At 61.6% G+C, this 17591-nt stretch carries 20 protein-coding genes and 2 pseudogenes; 12 read left to right on the forward strand and 10 right to left on the reverse strand.

The features are described 5' to 3' along the window. Window positions 1–215: 215 nt before the first annotated feature. Window positions 216–764 carry a BA14K family protein gene (locus RlegSU303_RS13565; RefSeq protein WP_131719024.1) on the forward strand — a complete coding sequence of 183 codons (549 nt, stop codon included), beginning with the start codon at window positions 216–218 and terminating at the stop codon, window positions 762–764. Between the two features lie 337 nt (window positions 765–1101). On the opposite strand, the gene RlegSU303_RS13570 is transcribed toward RlegSU303_RS13565, so the two are convergent. The 3 genes from RlegSU303_RS13570 to RlegSU303_RS13580 are packed head-to-tail and all read right to left on the reverse strand — an operon-like array spanning window position 1102 to window position 4099. Beyond that, complete coding sequence (locus RlegSU303_RS13570) at window positions 1102–2034, reverse strand: DUF3313 domain-containing protein (RefSeq protein WP_231283191.1); 933 nt, start codon at window positions 2032–2034, stop codon at window positions 1102–1104. Between the two features lie 41 nt (window positions 2035–2075). Next, the gene (locus RlegSU303_RS13575; protein WP_131719026.1) at window positions 2076–3428 is read right to left on the reverse strand and encodes a sensor histidine kinase; all 1353 of its coding nucleotides are present in this window, start codon (window positions 3426–3428) and stop codon (window positions 2076–2078) included. Next, on the reverse strand, window positions 3428–4099 hold the full coding sequence (locus RlegSU303_RS13580) for a response regulator transcription factor (protein WP_094087605.1): 672 nt from the start codon (window positions 4097–4099) through the stop codon (window positions 3428–3430). The genes RlegSU303_RS13575 and RlegSU303_RS13580 overlap by 1 nt, the downstream gene beginning before the upstream one ends. A gap of 139 nt (window positions 4100–4238) precedes the next feature. Between RlegSU303_RS13580 and RlegSU303_RS13585 the strand changes: the two genes are divergently transcribed. After that, window positions 4239–4385 carry a hypothetical protein gene (locus RlegSU303_RS13585; RefSeq protein WP_165504125.1) on the forward strand — a complete coding sequence of 49 codons (147 nt, stop codon included), beginning with the start codon at window positions 4239–4241 and terminating at the stop codon, window positions 4383–4385. Window positions 4386–4400: 15 nt separating this feature from the next. Here RlegSU303_RS13585 and RlegSU303_RS13590 read toward each other — a convergent pair. Continuing rightward, window positions 4401–4559: pseudogene (locus tag RlegSU303_RS13590) on the reverse strand (NAD(P)H-dependent oxidoreductase); the annotation flags it as partial. A 152-nt stretch (window positions 4560–4711) separates the two neighbouring features. On the opposite strand from RlegSU303_RS13590, the gene RlegSU303_RS13595 reads away from it, so the two are divergent. The 3 genes from RlegSU303_RS13595 to RlegSU303_RS13605 are packed head-to-tail and all read left to right on the forward strand — an operon-like array spanning window position 4712 to window position 7316. Next, complete coding sequence (locus RlegSU303_RS13595) at window positions 4712–5713, forward strand: ABC transporter ATP-binding protein (protein WP_131719027.1); 1002 nt, start codon at window positions 4712–4714, stop codon at window positions 5711–5713. After that, window positions 5710–6510: an ABC transporter permease gene (locus RlegSU303_RS13600; protein WP_131719028.1), complete on the forward strand. Its 801-nt coding sequence runs from the start codon at window positions 5710–5712 to the stop codon at window positions 6508–6510. The genes RlegSU303_RS13595 and RlegSU303_RS13600 overlap by 4 nt, the downstream gene beginning before the upstream one ends. A 2-nt stretch (window positions 6511–6512) precedes the next feature. After that, window positions 6513–7316, forward strand: coding sequence for an ABC transporter permease (locus RlegSU303_RS13605; RefSeq protein ID WP_131719029.1), 804 nt, complete (start codon window positions 6513–6515; stop codon window positions 7314–7316). Between the two features lie 25 nt (window positions 7317–7341). On the opposite strand, the gene RlegSU303_RS13610 is transcribed toward RlegSU303_RS13605, so the two are convergent. Further along, the gene (locus RlegSU303_RS13610) at window positions 7342–7863 is read right to left on the reverse strand and encodes a winged helix-turn-helix transcriptional regulator (RefSeq protein WP_025395039.1); all 522 of its coding nucleotides are present in this window, start codon (window positions 7861–7863) and stop codon (window positions 7342–7344) included. Window positions 7864–7938: 75 nt separating this feature from the next. Between RlegSU303_RS13610 and RlegSU303_RS13615 the strand changes: the two are divergent. After that, window positions 7939–8256: pseudogene (locus tag RlegSU303_RS13615) on the forward strand (dihydrofolate reductase family protein); the annotation flags it as partial. Between the two features lie 106 nt (window positions 8257–8362). On the opposite strand, the gene RlegSU303_RS13620 reads toward RlegSU303_RS13615, so the two are convergent. Beyond that, window positions 8363–8980, reverse strand: coding sequence for a TetR/AcrR family transcriptional regulator (locus tag RlegSU303_RS13620; RefSeq protein ID WP_131719030.1), 618 nt, complete (start codon window positions 8978–8980; stop codon window positions 8363–8365). Window positions 8981–9118: 138 nt separating this feature from the next. Here RlegSU303_RS13620 and RlegSU303_RS13625 point away from each other — a divergent pair, with 138 nt between their 5' ends. Further along, window positions 9119–10150, forward strand: coding sequence for an aldo/keto reductase (locus RlegSU303_RS13625; RefSeq protein ID WP_131719031.1), 1032 nt, complete (start codon window positions 9119–9121; stop codon window positions 10148–10150). 282 nt (window positions 10151–10432) lie between these two features. Here RlegSU303_RS13625 and RlegSU303_RS13630 read toward each other — a convergent pair whose 3' ends face one another. Next, window positions 10433–11308: a bifunctional helix-turn-helix transcriptional regulator/GNAT family N-acetyltransferase gene (locus tag RlegSU303_RS13630; protein WP_131719032.1), complete on the reverse strand. Its 876-nt coding sequence runs from the start codon at window positions 11306–11308 to the stop codon at window positions 10433–10435. Between the two features lie 64 nt (window positions 11309–11372). Here RlegSU303_RS13630 and RlegSU303_RS13635 point away from each other — a divergent pair, with 64 nt between their 5' ends. After that, the gene (locus RlegSU303_RS13635; protein WP_231283192.1) at window positions 11373–12266 is read left to right on the forward strand and encodes a hypothetical protein; all 894 of its coding nucleotides are present in this window, start codon (window positions 11373–11375) and stop codon (window positions 12264–12266) included. A gap of 30 nt (window positions 12267–12296) precedes the next feature. On the opposite strand, the gene RlegSU303_RS13640 is transcribed toward RlegSU303_RS13635, so the two are convergent. Beyond that, window positions 12297–13118 carry a class I SAM-dependent methyltransferase gene (locus RlegSU303_RS13640; RefSeq protein ID WP_131628595.1) on the reverse strand — a complete coding sequence of 274 codons (822 nt, stop codon included), beginning with the start codon at window positions 13116–13118 and terminating at the stop codon, window positions 12297–12299. Between the two features lie 29 nt (window positions 13119–13147). Further along, complete coding sequence (locus tag RlegSU303_RS13645) at window positions 13148–14035, reverse strand: transcriptional regulator GcvA (RefSeq protein ID WP_017960977.1); 888 nt, start codon at window positions 14033–14035, stop codon at window positions 13148–13150. A gap of 180 nt (window positions 14036–14215) precedes the next feature. Here RlegSU303_RS13645 and RlegSU303_RS13650 point away from each other — a divergent pair, with 180 nt between their 5' ends. The 3 genes from RlegSU303_RS13650 to RlegSU303_RS13660 all read left to right on the forward strand — a co-directional run bounded on the left by RlegSU303_RS13650 (window position 14216) and on the right by RlegSU303_RS13660 (window position 16035). Then, window positions 14216–14695, forward strand: a complete 480-nt coding sequence (locus tag RlegSU303_RS13650; RefSeq protein ID WP_131719034.1) for a VOC family protein — start codon at window positions 14216–14218, stop codon at window positions 14693–14695. 134 nt (window positions 14696–14829) lie between these two features. Then, window positions 14830–15261: a nuclear transport factor 2 family protein gene (locus RlegSU303_RS13655; protein WP_131719035.1), complete on the forward strand. Its 432-nt coding sequence runs from the start codon at window positions 14830–14832 to the stop codon at window positions 15259–15261. 600 nt (window positions 15262–15861) lie between these two features. Beyond that, window positions 15862–16035, forward strand: coding sequence for a hypothetical protein (locus tag RlegSU303_RS13660; RefSeq protein WP_003540843.1), 174 nt, complete (start codon window positions 15862–15864; stop codon window positions 16033–16035). 36 nt (window positions 16036–16071) lie between these two features. On the opposite strand, the gene RlegSU303_RS13665 is transcribed toward RlegSU303_RS13660, so the two are convergent. Further along, window positions 16072–16455 carry a VOC family protein gene (locus RlegSU303_RS13665; protein ID WP_131719036.1) on the reverse strand — a complete coding sequence of 128 codons (384 nt, stop codon included), beginning with the start codon at window positions 16453–16455 and terminating at the stop codon, window positions 16072–16074. A 206-nt stretch (window positions 16456–16661) separates the two neighbouring features. Between RlegSU303_RS13665 and ubiA the strand changes: the two genes are divergently transcribed. Next, the gene (gene ubiA, locus RlegSU303_RS13670) at window positions 16662–17576 is read left to right on the forward strand and encodes a 4-hydroxybenzoate octaprenyltransferase (protein ID WP_131719037.1); all 915 of its coding nucleotides are present in this window, start codon (window positions 16662–16664) and stop codon (window positions 17574–17576) included. Window positions 17577–17591: the final 15 nt, after the last annotated feature.

Below are 17591 nucleotides of genomic sequence, written 5' to 3' on the forward strand. Positions count from 1 at the left end.
TAGCCGAAAGCCCCATGCGCGGCATCTCAGAGACACCGTAGACTGTCACGACGTCCAGCAAATCGCCTTGCCCCCTCCCAACCAGCTCTATATGTATGAAAGCACAATATTTTGGAAGATACGCACATACATCACCCCGCCCCATCCCAAAATGAAACTCAATCCCTTCCGCTGCGTTATCCCCTCGATACATCCGTTTACCCAAGGTGAGTGAAATGAACAGATTTGCCGTCATTGCGCTGTCGATAGCGACGGCCTTCTCCGGAATGCCGGCTTCGGCGGGCCCGGTCTTCGTGCCGAGCCAGGCGCAATCGGCGCAGCCGGCGCCTCAAAGTATCGATGCCCGGATCATGACTGTCGCCTGCAACCCATACTCCATCGTCTGCTCGGGCGATCGCGATACCCGCAGATCCGACCGCAACCGCGATCGCGACAATGACCGCGCCCGGTACCGCGATCGCGATCGCGACAACGATCGTGACCGCTACAGCTACCGCGAGCGCCGCTACGACCGTGACGATCGCGATGGCTGGGATCGCCGCTACGATCGCCGGTATCGCCGATATGACAACCGATATGACAATAACGGGGCCATCATCGGCGGCTTGGCAGCCGGCGCCCTCATCGGTGGCATCATCGCTTCGCAGCCGCGCCCCCGAGCGTATAGTTCACATGCCGAATACTGCTATAGCCGCTATCGGTCATATCGCGCCTATGACAATACCTATCAGCCGAACTACGGCCCGCGCCGCCAGTGCCGCTAGTCCGGCCCATAGATCAGAGCGAGCCTCGCATGAAGATGCGGGGCTTTTTGATGCTGGATATGTCCCAAAACAATCTCGCCCGCTTCGCTCAGCCGTGTTGTCCGGCTCCAGCCGCGTCAGCGATGACATCCGGAGAAACAGCTAAGCCCGCTGGCCGCGTCGTCCTGCTGCCGCCGGATCTGCAAGCTCTCCCGGGCAACGAAGACTATGTTCGCGACGGACTTTCAGACGGACGGAGCACAAGCCTTACCCGCTTTTGCTCCGTCCGTCCCGTCAGCCTGGGGCGAGGCTGAGCGCTGGTCGTACGACGGCCGCGGCCGTCGTCGCGCATCGTCTCTCAATAGATCGCGGCCGGTTTTGGCTTCTTCTCGGTCCATTGCGGCGGCGCGCCGTATTTGGCGGCCACGGCGCCTATCAGTCCGGGCGGCCGGCCGAAGGCGTCGCAGGCGGCGTATTTCGGTTTGCCACCGAGCCAGGATTTCATCTGCTGCCCTGAGGGCGGCGAGATATCCAATCCCTTCGGCTCCTTACCTTTGATCAGCATGCGGGAAAACTCGCCGCTGAATTTCGAAGCCAGGCTATAGGCATCGCCGACTTCAGACACGCGGGGGTTATTCTGCAACGAGTTTGCGCCGCGCGACCAGACGATCGCCGCCCGCTGCACGCCACCACTATCGACGGCCTCCGCCTCGACCGCCAATCCGCCGAGGCCAGTCGGCAGCCGCGGCACGCCGACCGGCAGCACGAAACCGGTGCCGACGGTCACGACGGTCGAAACACCCGCCATCGTCTTGTTGGTCGGCACAATGTCGGTGACGACGGAGCGGATTGTCAGGTCCGCCGGCTGGCCGGCAGAGACCAGTTGGTATTTGTCGCTGAGCGAAATGCAGAGCGCCCGGTCCAGAGCGTTCGCCACCATCACGCGGTCGGCGTCCGATTTGACGCGGGTCGCGGCGCTGAAGGCGAAGGTCGTCGGCACGATGCTCACCGTCTTTGCCGGACTAAGGCGCGTCCCATCGACATAGACGCGCGATTTCGACAGCTTGCCCTTCGGCGCACCGAGATTGCCGTAGGAGGAGAGCGTACCGGCCTCCTTTAGCGGCACCGAGCTGCACCCGGCCGCGGCCATGACGAGCGCCACCGGCAGAGCGAGGCACAAACTTCTCGACGCCACGGGGGAGGAAAATGGGAATGGATTGCTGCGCACGCTGCCTGGCCTCCGTCGCCGATGAACTCGGGCGAAAGTGGCGGTCGACAATTGCCGCAACATTACATCGTTTCCGTGAACGAATGCCGCCGGAGCAGGCCGGCTTATCCGAGGTCGATCGTCACCCGCGTCCCGGTCGCAGCGCTTTCGATGCCGACCTCACCGCCGTGGTTTGCGGCGATCTGCTTAACGAGGCTGAGGCCGAGACCGGCACCCTTGCTCTTCGGGGTGACGCGGTAGAACGGCTCGAACACCAGCTCCCGATGCTCGGCCGGAATGCCCGGCCCTTCGTCGGCGACACTGATACGGCCGCCGCCGAAAGGCGAACCCGACACAGAAACCGTGATCATGCCGCCGTTGCCGCCATGGTCGATGGCGTTGCGCACGAGGTTGCTCACCGCCCGCGGCAGGGCGGAAGGGCTGCCACGGCGTTTCAGGCCTTCCACGTCGCTTTGAAAGGAAATCTGGTAACCGGCGGCAATCGCCAGCGGCGCCAGATCGGCAACCGTCATTCGGGCGATCTCGACGAGATCGACCGTTTCGTCGAGATCGGCCGCCTGATCGTTGCGCTCGAAATCGAGCAGTTGCTCGGCCGCTTGCGCGAGCCGCGCCACGTCGTCGAGCAGCCGCTGCCGCTCGCGCCCGTCGGGCATTCCGTCGATCCGCGTCTGCATGATAGCGATCGGGGTCCGAAGCTCATGCGCCGCGTCGAGCAGGAAGCGCTGGCGTTTCTTAAACTCGTTCTCAAGCCGCTCAAGCGTTCCGTTAAAAGCAATCACCAATGGTGCGATTTCCGTGGGAATACCATCCACCGGCAATCGGGCTCCTTGCCGGCGGGGTTCGATTTCCGATGCCTTGCTCGCTATATCCGTCACGCCGGCCAAAGCGCGCGCTACGACGCGGGGGATCGTTAGAAAAACCCCAGGCAAAGCGATGGCCAAAAGTGGTGTGTAAATGAGGTAGGTTTTGCCGAGTATTGCCAGAAATGCGGAGCTTCTGCTGGCGTTTCCGCCGTACATCACTCTGTACTCGCCTTCTGCCGTGTCGACACGGTCGATAGAGGCGACCTCGGTCGTACCAGACGCCCCTCGTATGTCGGCGTCTTTGATGAGGTAGACGTACTGGGCTAGGTCCGCATAGGGCGCCGGTATTACGCCGTAGGAGGCCGTTTCTCCACTGGGTGTTGCGACGAAAAACCAGAGCCTGTTGTTCTCAGCCTTGAACGACCTCAGACGCGGGCTATCCGCTATGGCGATCCTGCCCTGCGAGTCACGCGTAAGAGCTTCCTCGAGGGCTGCAGTCAGCTGAACCTGCATTCCTTCATTGGGCGAGAGGATGCTGGTGGCGTAAATGCAAAGCCCGATGATCACTGTCGCAACAACAGCCACGAAAACGATACTGAGCTGCCAGCTGAGCGTCCACCAGAGTGAAAGGTTCGACTTGGTCGCCTCGCGCATCACTCCTCCTTCATGAGATAACCGACGCCGCGGATATTATGGATCGCGACGCCGGCGCCGGCATCGATCAGCCGCTTGCGCAGCCGCGAAATATGCGCGTCGAGCGCATTCGACTGGATTTCCTCTTCGTAATTATAAACCGCCGCCTCCAGTGTCGAGCGCAGCACGGTCTTCTCTTTGCGCCTTGCGAGTGCCGCCAGCACCAGAAGTTCGCGCCGGGGCAGATCGAGCGGCACGGCATCGACGGTGACGCTGAGATGCAGCGGGTCGATCACCATCCGCCCGGCCGTGATCTTGAGTTCGGCCAGTTCAGGCGATCGCCGCAGCACGGCCCTGAGCCGCGCCATCAGCTCCTCGACCAGGAACGGCTTTCCGAGATAGTCGTCGGCCCCGAGGTCGAGGCCCTCGATCCGCTCCTTCGGTTCGTTCAGCGCCGTCATCACGATGATCGGCGTATCTTTCCCCGTCCGCCTGAGCTCCGGAATGAAGCTCAGGCCCTCTCCGTCGGGCAGGCGCCGATCGAGCAGGATTGCATCATAGAGGTTCTGCCGCGTCAGTTCGACCGCATCGGCCAGATGGATCGTATGGTCCGCGACGATCCCATGTTTGCCGAGTGCGGCCGATAGCGCCTCAGCCAGCTCCCTCTCATCTTCTATCAGCAGTATTCGCATCGCCCGCCCATTGTCTCGCTCTCCCCTCTGTCCGCCACAAGGGTTGCGGCAGCATTGCGGAGCTTCAAAGGCAACCGGTCATGCTGCCGCAATTGTTGAGGTCCAGCACAGAGAATATCCGCGGCAGCTGGAGATCAAGATGATCCGACCTATCCTTCGTCTCCTGACGAGACACTTCCTCTCCGCCTTCATCCTGGCCGCGCTGCTCACAGCCCCGCTCGTCATTCTGCACACGCTTCACGAAAAGACGGCATTCGAGAACGGCCTGCTGATGGACGTCCGATGATGTAGCGAGCGAACCTCAGGCGGTCTTACTGTCTGCCGTGCAATAGGCCAAGAAGGCCTGAAGATAGGCCTGCACCTTGGAACGGTTCTCCGCTGGCTCAATGGTGTTGAACACCTCGGCCGGCTCCAGCTTCATCAAAGGAAGCCTGAGGAAAATATCGCCCGCGAACCGGTCGCAAGAACGGTGCGACCGTCGCTGTCAATGCAAAAGGCTAGGCGCGATTGAGTAGCGCCCTAAAAAGCGACTTTTACTTGAACTGGTCGAGCCTCGCGTTAGCCTGGACGCTGCTGCCGAATCGGCTGGAATTACCCCTTAAGGAAATACACATGTCGGCTTTGATCGAGGCGCGGGGCGTCAGCAAACGCTTCCGGCAGCACAAGAGATTTCCGGGCTTGCTGGGCGCCTTGAAGACGTTGGTGACCAACGAATATACGGAAGTTCTGGCCGTTTCCGACATCGGTTTCGACATCGCGGCGGGCGAAGCCGTTGGCTATCTCGGCCCGAATGGCGCCGGCAAATCGACGATGATCAAGATGATGACCGGCATCCTGGTGCCGAGCGACGGCACGCTCTCGGTACTCGGCCGGACACCACACCTGCGGCGGATGGACAATGCCCGCGAGATCGGCGTCGTTTTCGGCCAGCGCAGCCAGCTATGGTGGGACCTGCCGCTGGTCGACAGTTTTACCCTGCATCAGCGCATCTACGACATTCCCACCGCCCGCTATGCGGATAATCTCCGACGCTTCAGCGAGTTGCTTGATTTGACGCCCTTTCTCGACCGCGCGGTCCGCCAGCTCAGCCTCGGTCAGCGCATGCGCGCCGAGATCGTGATGTCGCTGCTGCACGACCCCAAGATCCTCTTTCTGGACGAACCGACCATCGGGCTTGATGTGGTCGCCAAGGACGCCGTGCGGCGTTTTCTCGCCGAGATCAACCGTGAGCGCGGCGTCACCATCATCCTCACCACCCATGACCTGCAGGACATCGAGACCATCTGCCCGCGGCTGATCATGGTCGATCATAGCAGGCTGATCTTCGACGGCGAGTTGAAGAGCCTGCGCGCGGCATTGGGTTCGGCCCGGCGGCTGACACTTGAATTTGCCAGCGACCCTGGACCGCTGCCGTTGCGCACCGCGGCACTCGCCAGCGACGAAGGCTTGCGCAAGAACTATCTCATCGAGCGTGAAGACATCTCGCTGGTCGCAATCCTGTCGGAGGTCGGTAGCGGGCGCGGCCTCAAGGATGTGGCGCTGCACGAGCCCGACATCGAAGAGGTCATCCGCACCTTCTACCAGCGGCGCAATGCCAAGGCTCTGGCATCATGAGCGCCTATTTCGCCTTCGCGCGCAGCTCCTTCCATTCGCAGCTCGCCTACCGCAACGAAGTATGGGCCAATATCTTCGGCAAACTCGTGCAGGTCTTTGCGCGTGTCGCCATCTGGCAGGCGGCCTATGCCGGCATCGGCGGCATCGTGGTCGATGGCGTGTCCCTGCAGCAGATGGTGACCTATGCCCTGCTCGGCGGCGCCGTGATGGGCGCAACCCGCCCTGAAAGGATCATCGGCGAAATCGGCCGGTCGCTGAAGACGGGCGATATCGCGGTTTGGCTGCTCAAGCCCTTGTCCTATCCGCTCTATCTTTTCGCCAACGAATGCGGCGGCTTCGGCTATCGCCTGATGACCCAGGTCATTCCGACCATCGCCTTTACCGCGTTGTTTTACGGCATGCTGCCGCCGACGACCCTGTTCGATGGCTTGATGTTCATCGCCTTCTGGGCGCTGTCCTTTACGCTGCTGTTCCTGATGTCGGCGCTCTTCGGCCTCATCGCCTTCTGGCTGATGACGAGCTTCTCGCTGGACTGGATCCTGGGCGCCCTGCTGCAATTGTTCTCGGGCCTGCTGATACCGTTCTGGTTCTTCCCCGAACCGCTGGCCACGATTGCCCGCCACCTGCCCTTTGCCTGGGTGGTCTATTATCCGAATGCCGTCTATCTCGGCAGGCTGTCCGCGGCCGATGTCTGGCTGCATCTCGGCCTGGGCCTTGCCTGGGCCGCGCTGTTCCTCGCCGGCGTCCTCTGGCTGTGGCGCTGCGCCTCCACCCGCATCACCGTGCAGGGAGGTTGATCGTGCTTATTCATCACCTTCGCGTCCTGCCGCTGCTGGTGCGGATGCATGTCCGCTCCCAGATGGAATATCGCGGCGCTTTCTGGCTCGACCGTCTTGCGCAGATCCTTTCCTATGGCAGCGTCTTCGCCACCATCGGCATCCTGCTCGCCCGCTTCGATACGCTTGGCGGCTGGACCTGGCCGGAACTGGCGCTGCTGTTCAGCTTCCAGCTGCTGGCTTACTCGCTCGGCGCCGCGATGAGCTTCGTGCAATTGCGCGACCTCGAAGAACTGGTGCGGCTCGGCACTTTCGACACGCTGTTGGTCAAGCCTTTCAGCCCCTGGGCCTATCTGGTTTTTTCCGGCCTCAATATCGGCTATGCCGGCCACGTCATCCTGGCGGTGCCGCTGATGGGCTGGGCCGTCCAGTCCGTCGACTTCGCCTGGTCGGTCTGGTCGGCATCGTTCCTTATTGCCGCGCTCCTCAGCGCGACGCTGCTGACCGCGGCACTCATCACCATGATCGGCGCCACGGCGCTGATCTGGGTGCGCTCCAACCACCTGTTCTCGATCTTCTTCGGCTTTTGGGAATTGACGCGCTACCCGCTCAACATTTTCCCCGGCGGCATCCAGGCGATCCTCATCAGCGCGGTCCCGCTCGCCCTCACCAGCTCGGTCCCCGTCGGCGCCCTGCTCGGCAAGCCCATCCCAATCCTCGGGGATTGGGCCGGGCCGGTGGCTCTCGCAGCCGGCCCGATCTGGGTGTTGATATCAATCGCCTACTGGCGATATGCCACCAGCAAGTACCAGGGTGCCGGCGGCTGATCGAGCCGACCGACATCCCGCGATATCAGGATGCCTGCGACAACGATCTCGCGCGGACCTCGAGGAATGCCGCAGTTAGCTTCGCGAGCACCGGCGAAGTGCATGTACCGTTGGCGCCGCCGATCGGGTCGACGATGTGGATCTGCCGGAGATCCTCCATAAATTCGTCCCACAGCGGCGGCCCGCCTTCTTCGAGAAGCTGCGCACGGATGCTCAGCTCCTCGCTCACAGGCAGATGCCGCCGTCCCCAGGCGCCGATCATGGCAAAGACCGGCACGAGCTGGATCGCCGGCTCCGCCAGGCTGTAGATCGCTTTCTGGCTGTGGCTCGGGTCGTCCCGCTTGCTGATGAATCCGAGCGAAAGCAGACGCTTCAGCCTGGCAGCCAGAATGTTGGAGGCAATGCCCTCCTCCGAATGGGTCAGAAGATCGCGGAAATGGCGGCGGTTGCCGAACATGATGTCCCTGATGATGATGAGACTCCACCGATCGCCCAGCACTTCCATCGTCAGGTTGATCGGGCAGCCCGACCGCAGTTCAATATCCACGAATTCTCTCCTTAAAACTGGTTGCAATATAGGATCACTTATGCGACAACGCAACTAGTTTCGGTATGCAATCAGGTGGAGGAGAGCAGCACGTCGAAGGTGCGTCTCGCAGCATTTTCGCTTTCCGTGGATGGTTTCGGCGCCGGGCCGGAGCAAAGCACGACCGATCCGCTGGGCAAGCGGGGAACGGAGATGTTCGAATGGTTTTTCCGTACCCGCACCTTCCGCGCGATGATCGGAAAGGACGGCGGTTCTGAAGGCATCGACGAGGGTTATGCGGCCCGCGGCATGGCCAATTTCAGCGCCTTCATTCTCGGACGCAACATGTTCGGGCCTATCCGCGGTGATTGGCGGGATGATGCCTGGAAGGGCTGGTGGGGACCCAACCCGCCCTCATTCGAAGAGGATATCGAGCTGTCGATGCGGACCTGATGACGCCAAGCCGTTGCCCGGCCGTGCGCGTGCCGGCCGGGCAACGGCCCGTTTCATTGTCGGAGCTTCACCGCTGTACAGCGCCGTAGCGCAGCCCGTCGACCAGCAGGGACACCATGCGCCGGGCATGCTCGGACCCTTGCGCGTAGGCGTGCATGCTGAGGCTTGCGGCCGCATTCAAAAGATCCTCGGCGGCGATATCGGTGCGGACCTCGCCAACGGCAGCGGCGGCGTCGAGAAGCGAGCGAAGGGCCGGCTGCAGCCGCTGCTGGAAGTAGGCGGGCAAGGCATCGAAGGCCGGGTTGCCGGAGTGCAGGGCCGCCGCAAGCCCGCGCTTGGCCGCGATGAAATCCACGAAACGCTGCATCCATCTGGCCAGCGCCTCGCCCGGCGCATGTTCGGCGGCAAGGATCGGTGCAGCGTCGGCGCAGGCATCGATTTCGCGGCGGAAGACGGCGACGACGAGGTCGGAACGCTCGGGAAAATGCCGATAGACGGTGCCGATGCCGACGCCGGCCTTCTCCGCGATCTCACGCACCGGGGCATCGACGCCGGAGGTCGCAAACACGGTCAATGCCGCCTGAAGCAGCCCGTCGAGATTGCGCTTGGCGTCGGCACGCACGCGCCTGTCCGCGCTTTCCCCGGGCTTTAGGCCGTCCTCGTGCTCTTTGCTCTCGTCGTTCATCTTTCATCCGCTTGCAAAACGGAACATTGTTCCGTATATAAACGGAATACGGTTCCGTTTATGCAAGTTAACACGGCGCGACGGTGTTGGCCACATCGATGCGCACGAAGTCCGCCTCCCTAATAAAAGGAACAGACTATGCAATACCGCACGCTTGGTAGAACCGGCATTAAGGTCAGCCCCTACTGCCTCGGCGCGATGATGTTTGGCGCCGCCGGCAATCCCGACCACGAGGATTCGATCCGGATCATCCACAAGGCGCTCGATGCCGGCATCAACTTCATCGACACCGCCGATATCTACAGCCGCGGCGAATCCGAGGAGATCGTCGGCAAGGCGCTCAAGGGCCGGCGCGACGACGTTGTGCTCGCCACCAAGGCACATCTGCCGATGGGCGACGACCCGAATCGACAGGGCAATTCGCGCCGCTGGCTGATCCGCGCAGTCGAGGATTCGCTGCGTCGCCTGCAGACCGACCATATCGATCTCTACCTGATCCACCGGCCGGCACCCGATACCGATATCGAGGAGACACTATCGGCCCTCACCGACCTGATACAGGCGGGCAAGGTGCGTGCCGTGGGATCGTCGACCTTCCCCGTCTCGGAAATTATCGAGGCGCAATGGGTTTCCGAGCGCCGCGGGCTGGCACGTTTCCGCGCCGAGCAGCCGCCCTATTCGATCCTCAACCGCGGTATCGAACGCGAGGTTCTGCCCGCCTGCGAGCGTTACGGAATGGGCGCGATGGTGTGGAGCCCGCTGGCGATGGGCATGCTCACCGGCAAATACCGCAAGGGCGCGCCGCAACCCGACAGCGCCCGCGCCAAACGCTTCCCCAGGCAGATGAACGATGAGCGCCGGCTGGACGCGGTCGAACGGCTCATCCCGCTCGCCGACCAGGCAGGGCTTTCACTGGCGCACATGGCGATGGCCTTCACCATCGCCCATCCCGCCGTCACCTCGGCGATCATCGGCCCGCGCACGATGGAGCACTTCGACGATCTGCTTGCCGGCGCCGGGGTGAGCTTGACGGACGAAATCCTCGACCGGATCGACGCGATCGTCCCGCCCGGCACCGACACCGGCCCGCTGGAGGCGGCCTATAATCCGCCTGCGGTAACGCAGCCGAACCTGCGCCGCCGCCCGATAACGGAGCGCTTCGCCGCCTGACCGGCAGGGGGTGAGGCCCGGTCCTGCAAAGCAGGAGCGATCGATCCAGCGAATCGATCGCAGGGCCGAACGCCCGGAGCCCTGCGAAGGGCCGGGCAGCAGCGCCTCACCTCCTTCATTCCTGTGCCTGTCACAGGAATCCCAGCCACGGCGCGTCTGCGCCGTGAATGACTCCCATCCAAGCAACGAACTCGCGCGCGCCCAAGGACTTGGGCGTACAGGATTCCTGTGACGAGCACTGGAATGAGGGAGGAGAGGTGAGCAGCTCAAAGCGAGCGTCACTTAAAGCCGCTTCTCAAAGAACGTGTCCGGGTATGGATCGTCATTGAAACGCTCGATCTCACTCCAGCCGGTTCCGCGATAAAGCTGTGTTGCCTCGGGCAGAGCGCTATTCGTATCCAGGCGCAGGAGCTTGATGGATAACTCGCGGGCGATGTTCTCGACGGCCGTCATAAGGCGCGTTGCGAGCCCAAGGCCACGCGCGGACGGGGCGACCCAGAGCCTTTTGATCTCCGCAACCTCGCCGCTATTGCCCTTCAGCCCGACACAGCCGATCGGCAGGCCATCCGACATGGCCACCAGGAACGCACCGCGCGGACGGATCATATCCTTGGCGTCGGGATCGCGAGAAAGCGATACATCGAACCCCTTCTCGAAGCGGCGTGCGAGTTCGCCGTAATATTCGTTCAGACAATAGCTGGCGTCCTCGTGCCGAGGATCTTTCTCCTCGAGCACGATCTGCTCACGTCTCAGCGAGGAAGCGACGATATCCATTGCGCGCAGCAGTTCGTCCGGGTGGCGATGGCGCGCCAGAAACGACTTCGCCTGCGCATTGGAAAGCGCTTCATAAGCCTGAAACTCGCAACGGCCGGTTTCGGTCAGCCTGGCAACGCGGCGACGCGCGTCCTGAGGGTTCGGCACCGTCTCGATGAGACCCTCCTCTTCCAGACTGCGCAGCAGACGGCTCATCAGCCCCGAGTCAAGACCGAGATAATCGCGGATCACCGCAACATCCGATTGCCCCCGGCCGATCGAATTGAGGACACGGGCTGCGCCCAGCGGACGGCCGCGTCCGAGGAAAGACGTATCGAGAGCGCCGACTTCGGAGGTGACGGCACGGTTGAAACGACGGACACGAGCGACAGGATCGTAGGTCATGTTATCTGACTTTAGTCAGATAATTCATCCTGTCAATTCGGAGCACTCAAATGGAAGGGCATAAATGAGCCGCGCACTTCCCCGCCATCCGCCTTGCGTAGCAGCATCGCCTCGCCTATGGGAACGACAACGTCCGCAAGGCCTTCCCGTGTTCCGTTTTGCCCTTCACGCCCTGATCGTTCTCATCCTGACGCTGCTGACGCAGATCGGCGGCATCGCCTATCTGGTGGCGCTGGCCGCCTCACGCGCCTGGGGCTTGCGGCGGTTTCTGACAAAGCTGGCGATCTTCCTGCTTTGCTATGCCGGCGCCACCTTTGCCGCGAGCCTCGCCGCGCCGATCTTCGGGCGGGTTCCCCTCTCCTGCATCGCCGACGCCGCGGACCGGCTCGTGGTCCGCTCCCCAATCTATTGCCTGCTGAACCGCAACTACGTCACCCCAGAAGTGCACGATCTGGCAAAGGCGCTTACCGCCCACATGGACAGGGAATTCCCCGGAACCGTCACGGTCGCGCTGGATGCGAATTTCCCCTTCATGAACGGCTTTCCGCTGCTGCCGCATCTGTCGCATGCCGACGGGAAAAAGCTCGACTTCGCCTATTATTACAAGGATGTGGACGGTGCCTTCCTGAATGGCGCCACCCGCTCCCCGATCGGCTATTTCGCCTTCGAGCAACCCGCCCCCGGCGACGAACGGCCATGCGAAGGGCGCAATGACTGGCTTACCACCCGCTGGGACTTCGATGCGCTGCAGCCTCTGTTTCCGGCCTATCGGATCGAGGAGCAGCGCACATCGGCCGCGATCGGCTGGTTGACGAGCGAAGGTGTGACGCGCTTCGGCCTGCAGAAGATCTTCATCGAGCCGCATCTGAAGAACGCGCTCGGCATCGCCGATAGCCATATCCGCTTTCAAGGTTGCCGCGCCGCCCACGACGACCATATTCATATCCAGGTCGAGTGATCCTCTCTCCCGCCCCTCTCGCCTCGACTGTCACGAACGGCGGCGCGCCGTATAGATCGCCGTCGTCATGTTGCGTTCGACGTGTCCGCCAAAACGTGATGCGGCAATGTCTTCCAGAGCATCGAGCAACGCGCCGCGCTCGGCCGGTGGCAGCGCTGCGACGTTGGAATAGGTTGCATACAGCCTGCGGACGGCTGCCGGATCGAGCGTCAGCGTCCACGAGAGAAATTGCGGCTCGTCGGCAATGAAGCCGGTGGCGGCCAGTTCCGCGACACGGGCGCCAGTGTCCAGCCCGTGAGGCAATCGCTCCGCATCGCCGCTCGACAGGCTCGATGGATGACTCGCGAACAGATGCACCGTTTCGTCATGGAAGGCATCCGGCCGGCCTGCATCGCCGAAGACGTTCCACCACAGGGCGACGGCTCCATCCGGCCGAAGCAGACCATGGATCTTCTTCAGCGAAGCTGTCGGATCAAGCCAGTGAAACATCGTCGCGGCAGCGACCAGATCGAAGCAGGCCGGCTTGAGATCGGCGGTCTCGAAAGGAGCCTCCACGATATCGAGACAGGGATCGTCGAGCGAGGTGCGAAGGTAATCCGCAAGCCGGCCATCGGGCTCGACGGCAACGAGGCTGCGCGGCCGGTGACCGAGCAGCGCCACCGTCGCCAGCCCCGAACCGGCGCCGATCTCCAATATGTCGATGCCGGCCCTAAGACCGGCGCGCTCGCGCAGGGCCGCCCAGGTCGCCTGCGGATAAGGCGGCCGCGCGCTGTGATAATTGGCAGGATCATCGCCAAACGCTTCGCGGCCAAACCACTGGTCAAGCTTTACCCTTTTCATCGCGGACTCCATTCGGCCGAGGCGCTGTGGCACCCGAGATCTCAAGAATGACTGATTTCGGCAACGAGCCAATCACGAAATGCCTTCACCTTGCGTTGGTGAATTGCGCGCGGCGGATAGACCACGAAGTACTGCGACGCGGATGTGAGCGCCTGTCTGAAAGGCCTGACCAGCCGGCCCGCGGCAAGGTCGGCGGCGACGAGCATCGTGCGCCCCAAAACCACGCCCTCGCCCTGTACGGCGGATTCGACGGCGAAACTTGCAGAGTCGAATGTCAGGCCGCTCTTCGGATCGACATCCCTGACATCGGCACTGCGCAGCCAGGTCGCCCAGTCGATGGGGAACCCGTCGTGAATGAGCGTGTGATGCTTCAGATCGCCGGGCTCGCGCAGGGGACGCATCCCTTCCAGAAGCCGGGGGCTGCAGACGGGAAAGACCTCTTCGCCGGTCAGAAACTCCGATGTGAGCCCAGGATATTCACCTCCGCCGTAGCGGATTGCGATGTCGATGCCGTCGGCGAGGAAGGTCGTCAGCCGGCCGGTCGTCGATATCCGTACATCGATGTCGCGGTTCGCCTGATGGAAACGATAGAGCCGCGGCACCAGCCACCGGCCGGCAAATCCGTCTGACGTGCTGACGTTGAGCGTCTTGTCCGAATGGCGGGCCGATGCCGATTTCGTTGCCGCCGCCAGCAGATCGAGCGCTTCGCGCACCGACTGCGCATAAGGCTCGCCAATAGCTGTCAGACGGACCGACCGCGTTCCCCTCTCGAACAGCTGCACGTCGAGCTGCTCCTCGAGGTGCTTGATCGCCCTGCTGATCGCGCCATGCGTCACGTTCAGTTCGTCGGCGGCTCGGGAAAAGCTCAGATGGCGCGCGGCCGCCTCAAAGCTCGGCAGGGCGTTCAGCGGCGGCAATCGTCTTGGCATAGGTCGGCTCATTTGTGAGTTTTGATCACAAATCATTGCCGAAATTTGGTTTGTCGTCGAGCCCATACGCTTCATATGTTCGGGATAGGCGCCACGTCTCCTTTATGAGACAGCATCGGCGCTAACGAGACGATCTGTGATTTCCTATCACCTATATCCGATGTTGCGGAGCAAACGACCATGGCAACGATTTTCCCTTTCCTCTGGTTCAACACCCAGGCTGAAGAAGCCCGCGATTTTTATCTCTCCGTCTTCAGAAACGCGAAGAAACTCGGCTCCACGGAGGTGCCGGACTGGGTCTCCGGAACGAACCGCACCTTGCCAATCGCCACCTATGATTTCGCGCTCGAAGACCTCAGGCTCAGGACATTCAATGCGGGGCCTGGCGACGGCTTCAACGATGCCGTCTCGTTCTTCGTCGAAACCAGGGATCAGGCCGAGACCGACTATTACTGGGAAGCGCTGACATCGGCCGGCGGCTCGGAGCGGGCCTGCGGCTGGCTGCGGGACAAATTCGGCGTCAATTGGCAGGTCTGCCCCGAGATCACCCTCCGACTGATCGGCGATCCCGACCGCAAGAAGGCGGAGCGGACGGTCCAGGCCATGTACAAAATGCGGAAGATCATCATCGCCGATCTTGAGGCGGCCTACGCCGGTTAGTGCATGTCGCCCATCACATAAGGACTAAAGCGCGGCGCGCTTTAGTCCCATTGAACTCTTGGCTGGCATTGGCAATTGCGCCACGCACAAGCATACTGCTACCCGGGATGCCCGATTGGAATTGAGGGTGATCGATGGAGACTGCGGTCAGGGACCTGTTCGCGCGATATCAGCAGTTCTTCAATCGCGCGCTGGATGGCGATGTGGACTTGGATGCGAGCGCGTCGTTCTACGCTTCCGCGTTCATAGCGGCCTCGCCCGCCGGGGTCATGGCGGGAAAAAACGACGACCAGCTCGGACGGATCATGGAGCAGGGCTTTGAGCGCTATCGGTCCACAGGTACGAAAGAAATGCGGATGCGCGATCTCAGGCTCTCCCCGATCGATGAGTGTCATTGCGTGGCTCACCTTGCCTGGACGGCGATCTACTCTCGACAGGACGCGCCGGATATCTCGATAGATTTCGATGTCCATTATCTCGTTCAGAAACTGAATGGAGAGCCGAAGATATTTGGTTGGGTTTCCGGTGATGAGCAGGCGCTCCTGAAGAAATACGGAATTGTCTGACACAGCGCGCCCGCAATCGCGCAAAAACAAAAGTTAGACCATCTCTGCGCCACGGAGAAACCAGGAATGATATAGCCTCCGCGACGACGATACGATCCCTCGCCCGTCAGTGCCCGCCTTCGGTCTTGGCAAGCAGCCTGGCCAGCTCTTCGAGCTCTCCGGCCGAAAGGTGCCGGAGTTCCGCCGGCGGGCGATAGGCTCAACGGACTACGGCTCAGGAGCTTGGCCGCCCGCAACGGCAGATGACCGCCCGATCTACGTCAACCAGCGCACCTAACGCTCACGACGCTCCAAACACCTTCCCCTCCGCACTTCGACCTGCCGGAACCGGACGACACAGGCTGGTTCGGATCCCATAAGCTGCGAGGATCAATGGCCGGATGGGTCAATGCACACATTGATGGCATCATCCCTCGCGGCTGGCCGAAGCACTCAACGCTTCCACGGAGGAGCCCCGAATCCAATTTCAAACGATTTTTAAAATGGCCACTCCGAAAGCTAATCGATTTTAATTTTATCGTTAAAATTTTCTTGTTGCAGCGCAAAAGAATTTAGACATTAATTTGTGCGGATGCTCAGTTTATTCGTTGGAGAACTCGCATGACTGTGACATTTCCGCTAACCGAAAAGCGCGACGCCGAGACATTGCTGAAACACTTGACGTCGCACAATCTCAGCGTTCCGGGAAACTGCGTCGTGTCGCTCAAGGCGCACGTCGCCCAGGTCTCATCCTCTCATACGACCGCGCTCGGCACCGCCCGTACCGCCTGGTAGTCCCCGAGACGTCGAATTGCGGCAATCGAGCTGGCCTCAGCCGTCGTAGACGACAGCAATCTTGTTTCCGGTGGGGTCGCGCACGTAAGCGGAATACCAGTTCGGCCCGTAATGCGCACGTAGACCAGGCGCGCCCTCGTCCGTTCCGCCGTTTGTCATGGCCGCATCGTAAAAAGCGTCCACCTCGGCATGGGACTCGGCCATGAAACCAACCATCGAGCCATTTCCGGCGCTCGCCGGTTCGCCGTTGATCGGCTTGCAAACCCATAGAACGAAACCGTCACCCTTCCCGCCTTCGGAATAGGCGCTCCATCCGGGAAATTCCCGATGCTTGCTCCAACCGATCGTTGCCAAAGTCGCATCATAAAAACCATTCGATTTGATGGAATCGACTGCACCGACGGTCGCGTAGACGCTCATGATCTTCCCTTTCGCTGCTCCAAGATCGAAAGAATTCATATCGCAAACATGTGAACACAACAAGAACAACTAGCTGCGGAGGTCAGCGACCAATCGCAGCGCAAGGTGATTGCCGTGTCTGCAAAAATTCCTATTCTGAGCAGCGCCGATGGCGACAAAAACTTGAGGCTTCATGGCTATTTGCGACAGGAAATTTGGATCACATCATGACGACTCTAAGCCGCCCTGATCTCAGCGACATCCACCGTGGCGACTGGGTGGATCGCCGCTTGCCGGCCGGATGGCGGCCTTATACCCGGTTGGCGCGGCTGGATCGCCCGGTCGGAATATGGCTGACGCTCTTCCCGTGCTGGGCGGCCCTTATCCAGGCATCGCACGGTCTCCCGGATCTCAGGCAATTGGCGATCTTCTCTCTCGGCGCTCTGCTGATGAGAAGTGCCGGTTCTACGGTCAACGACATCGCCGATCGGAAGTTTGACGGCCATGTCGAGCGGACCCGCTTTCGGCCTTTGGCAAGCGGAGAGATCGTCACGCGACAGGCCTTTATCTTCCTGACCGTTGAACTCGCACTGGCGGCGTCGCTTCTGTTTTTCCTGACGCCCTACACGCGCCTCATCGCGATATGTGTCCTGCCGCTCGTCTTCGTCTATCCGCTCTGCAAGCGCTTCACCCACTGGCCCCAGGCCGTCCTGGGCGCGGCGTTCAACTGGGGGATGCTGATGGCATGGGCCGAGGCTACAGGACATATCCCGGCTGGCGCCGTGCTGATGTGGGCGGGGTCCGTCGCCTGGCAGATCGGCTATGATACGATCTACGCCTATGTCGATCTGAAGGACGACGCCCGCCTTGGCCTGAAATCGACGGCAATCCTGTTCGGCCGGCACGGCAAGGCCTTGATCGGCCTGTTCTATGCTCTGGCGGTCGGCGCGTGGTCACTCGGGGGCTGGCTATTGGAAATGTCGCCGCCTTATGCGATCGGAATGCTGGTGATCGCCATCCATCTCGCCTGGCAGACCCAGCGGATCGATCTTGCCCGCCCGGAGGTGAACTATCGCCTGTTCCTGGCGAATATCTTGACCGGGGTGCTGCTCGCGTGCACGGCTTTGTCAGGCACATGGTAAGCAGCTCGAGGACGT

The organism is Rhizobium sp. SU303, from assembly GCF_021052345.1.
Classification (GTDB): Bacteria; Pseudomonadota; Alphaproteobacteria; order Rhizobiales; family Rhizobiaceae; genus Rhizobium; species Rhizobium laguerreae.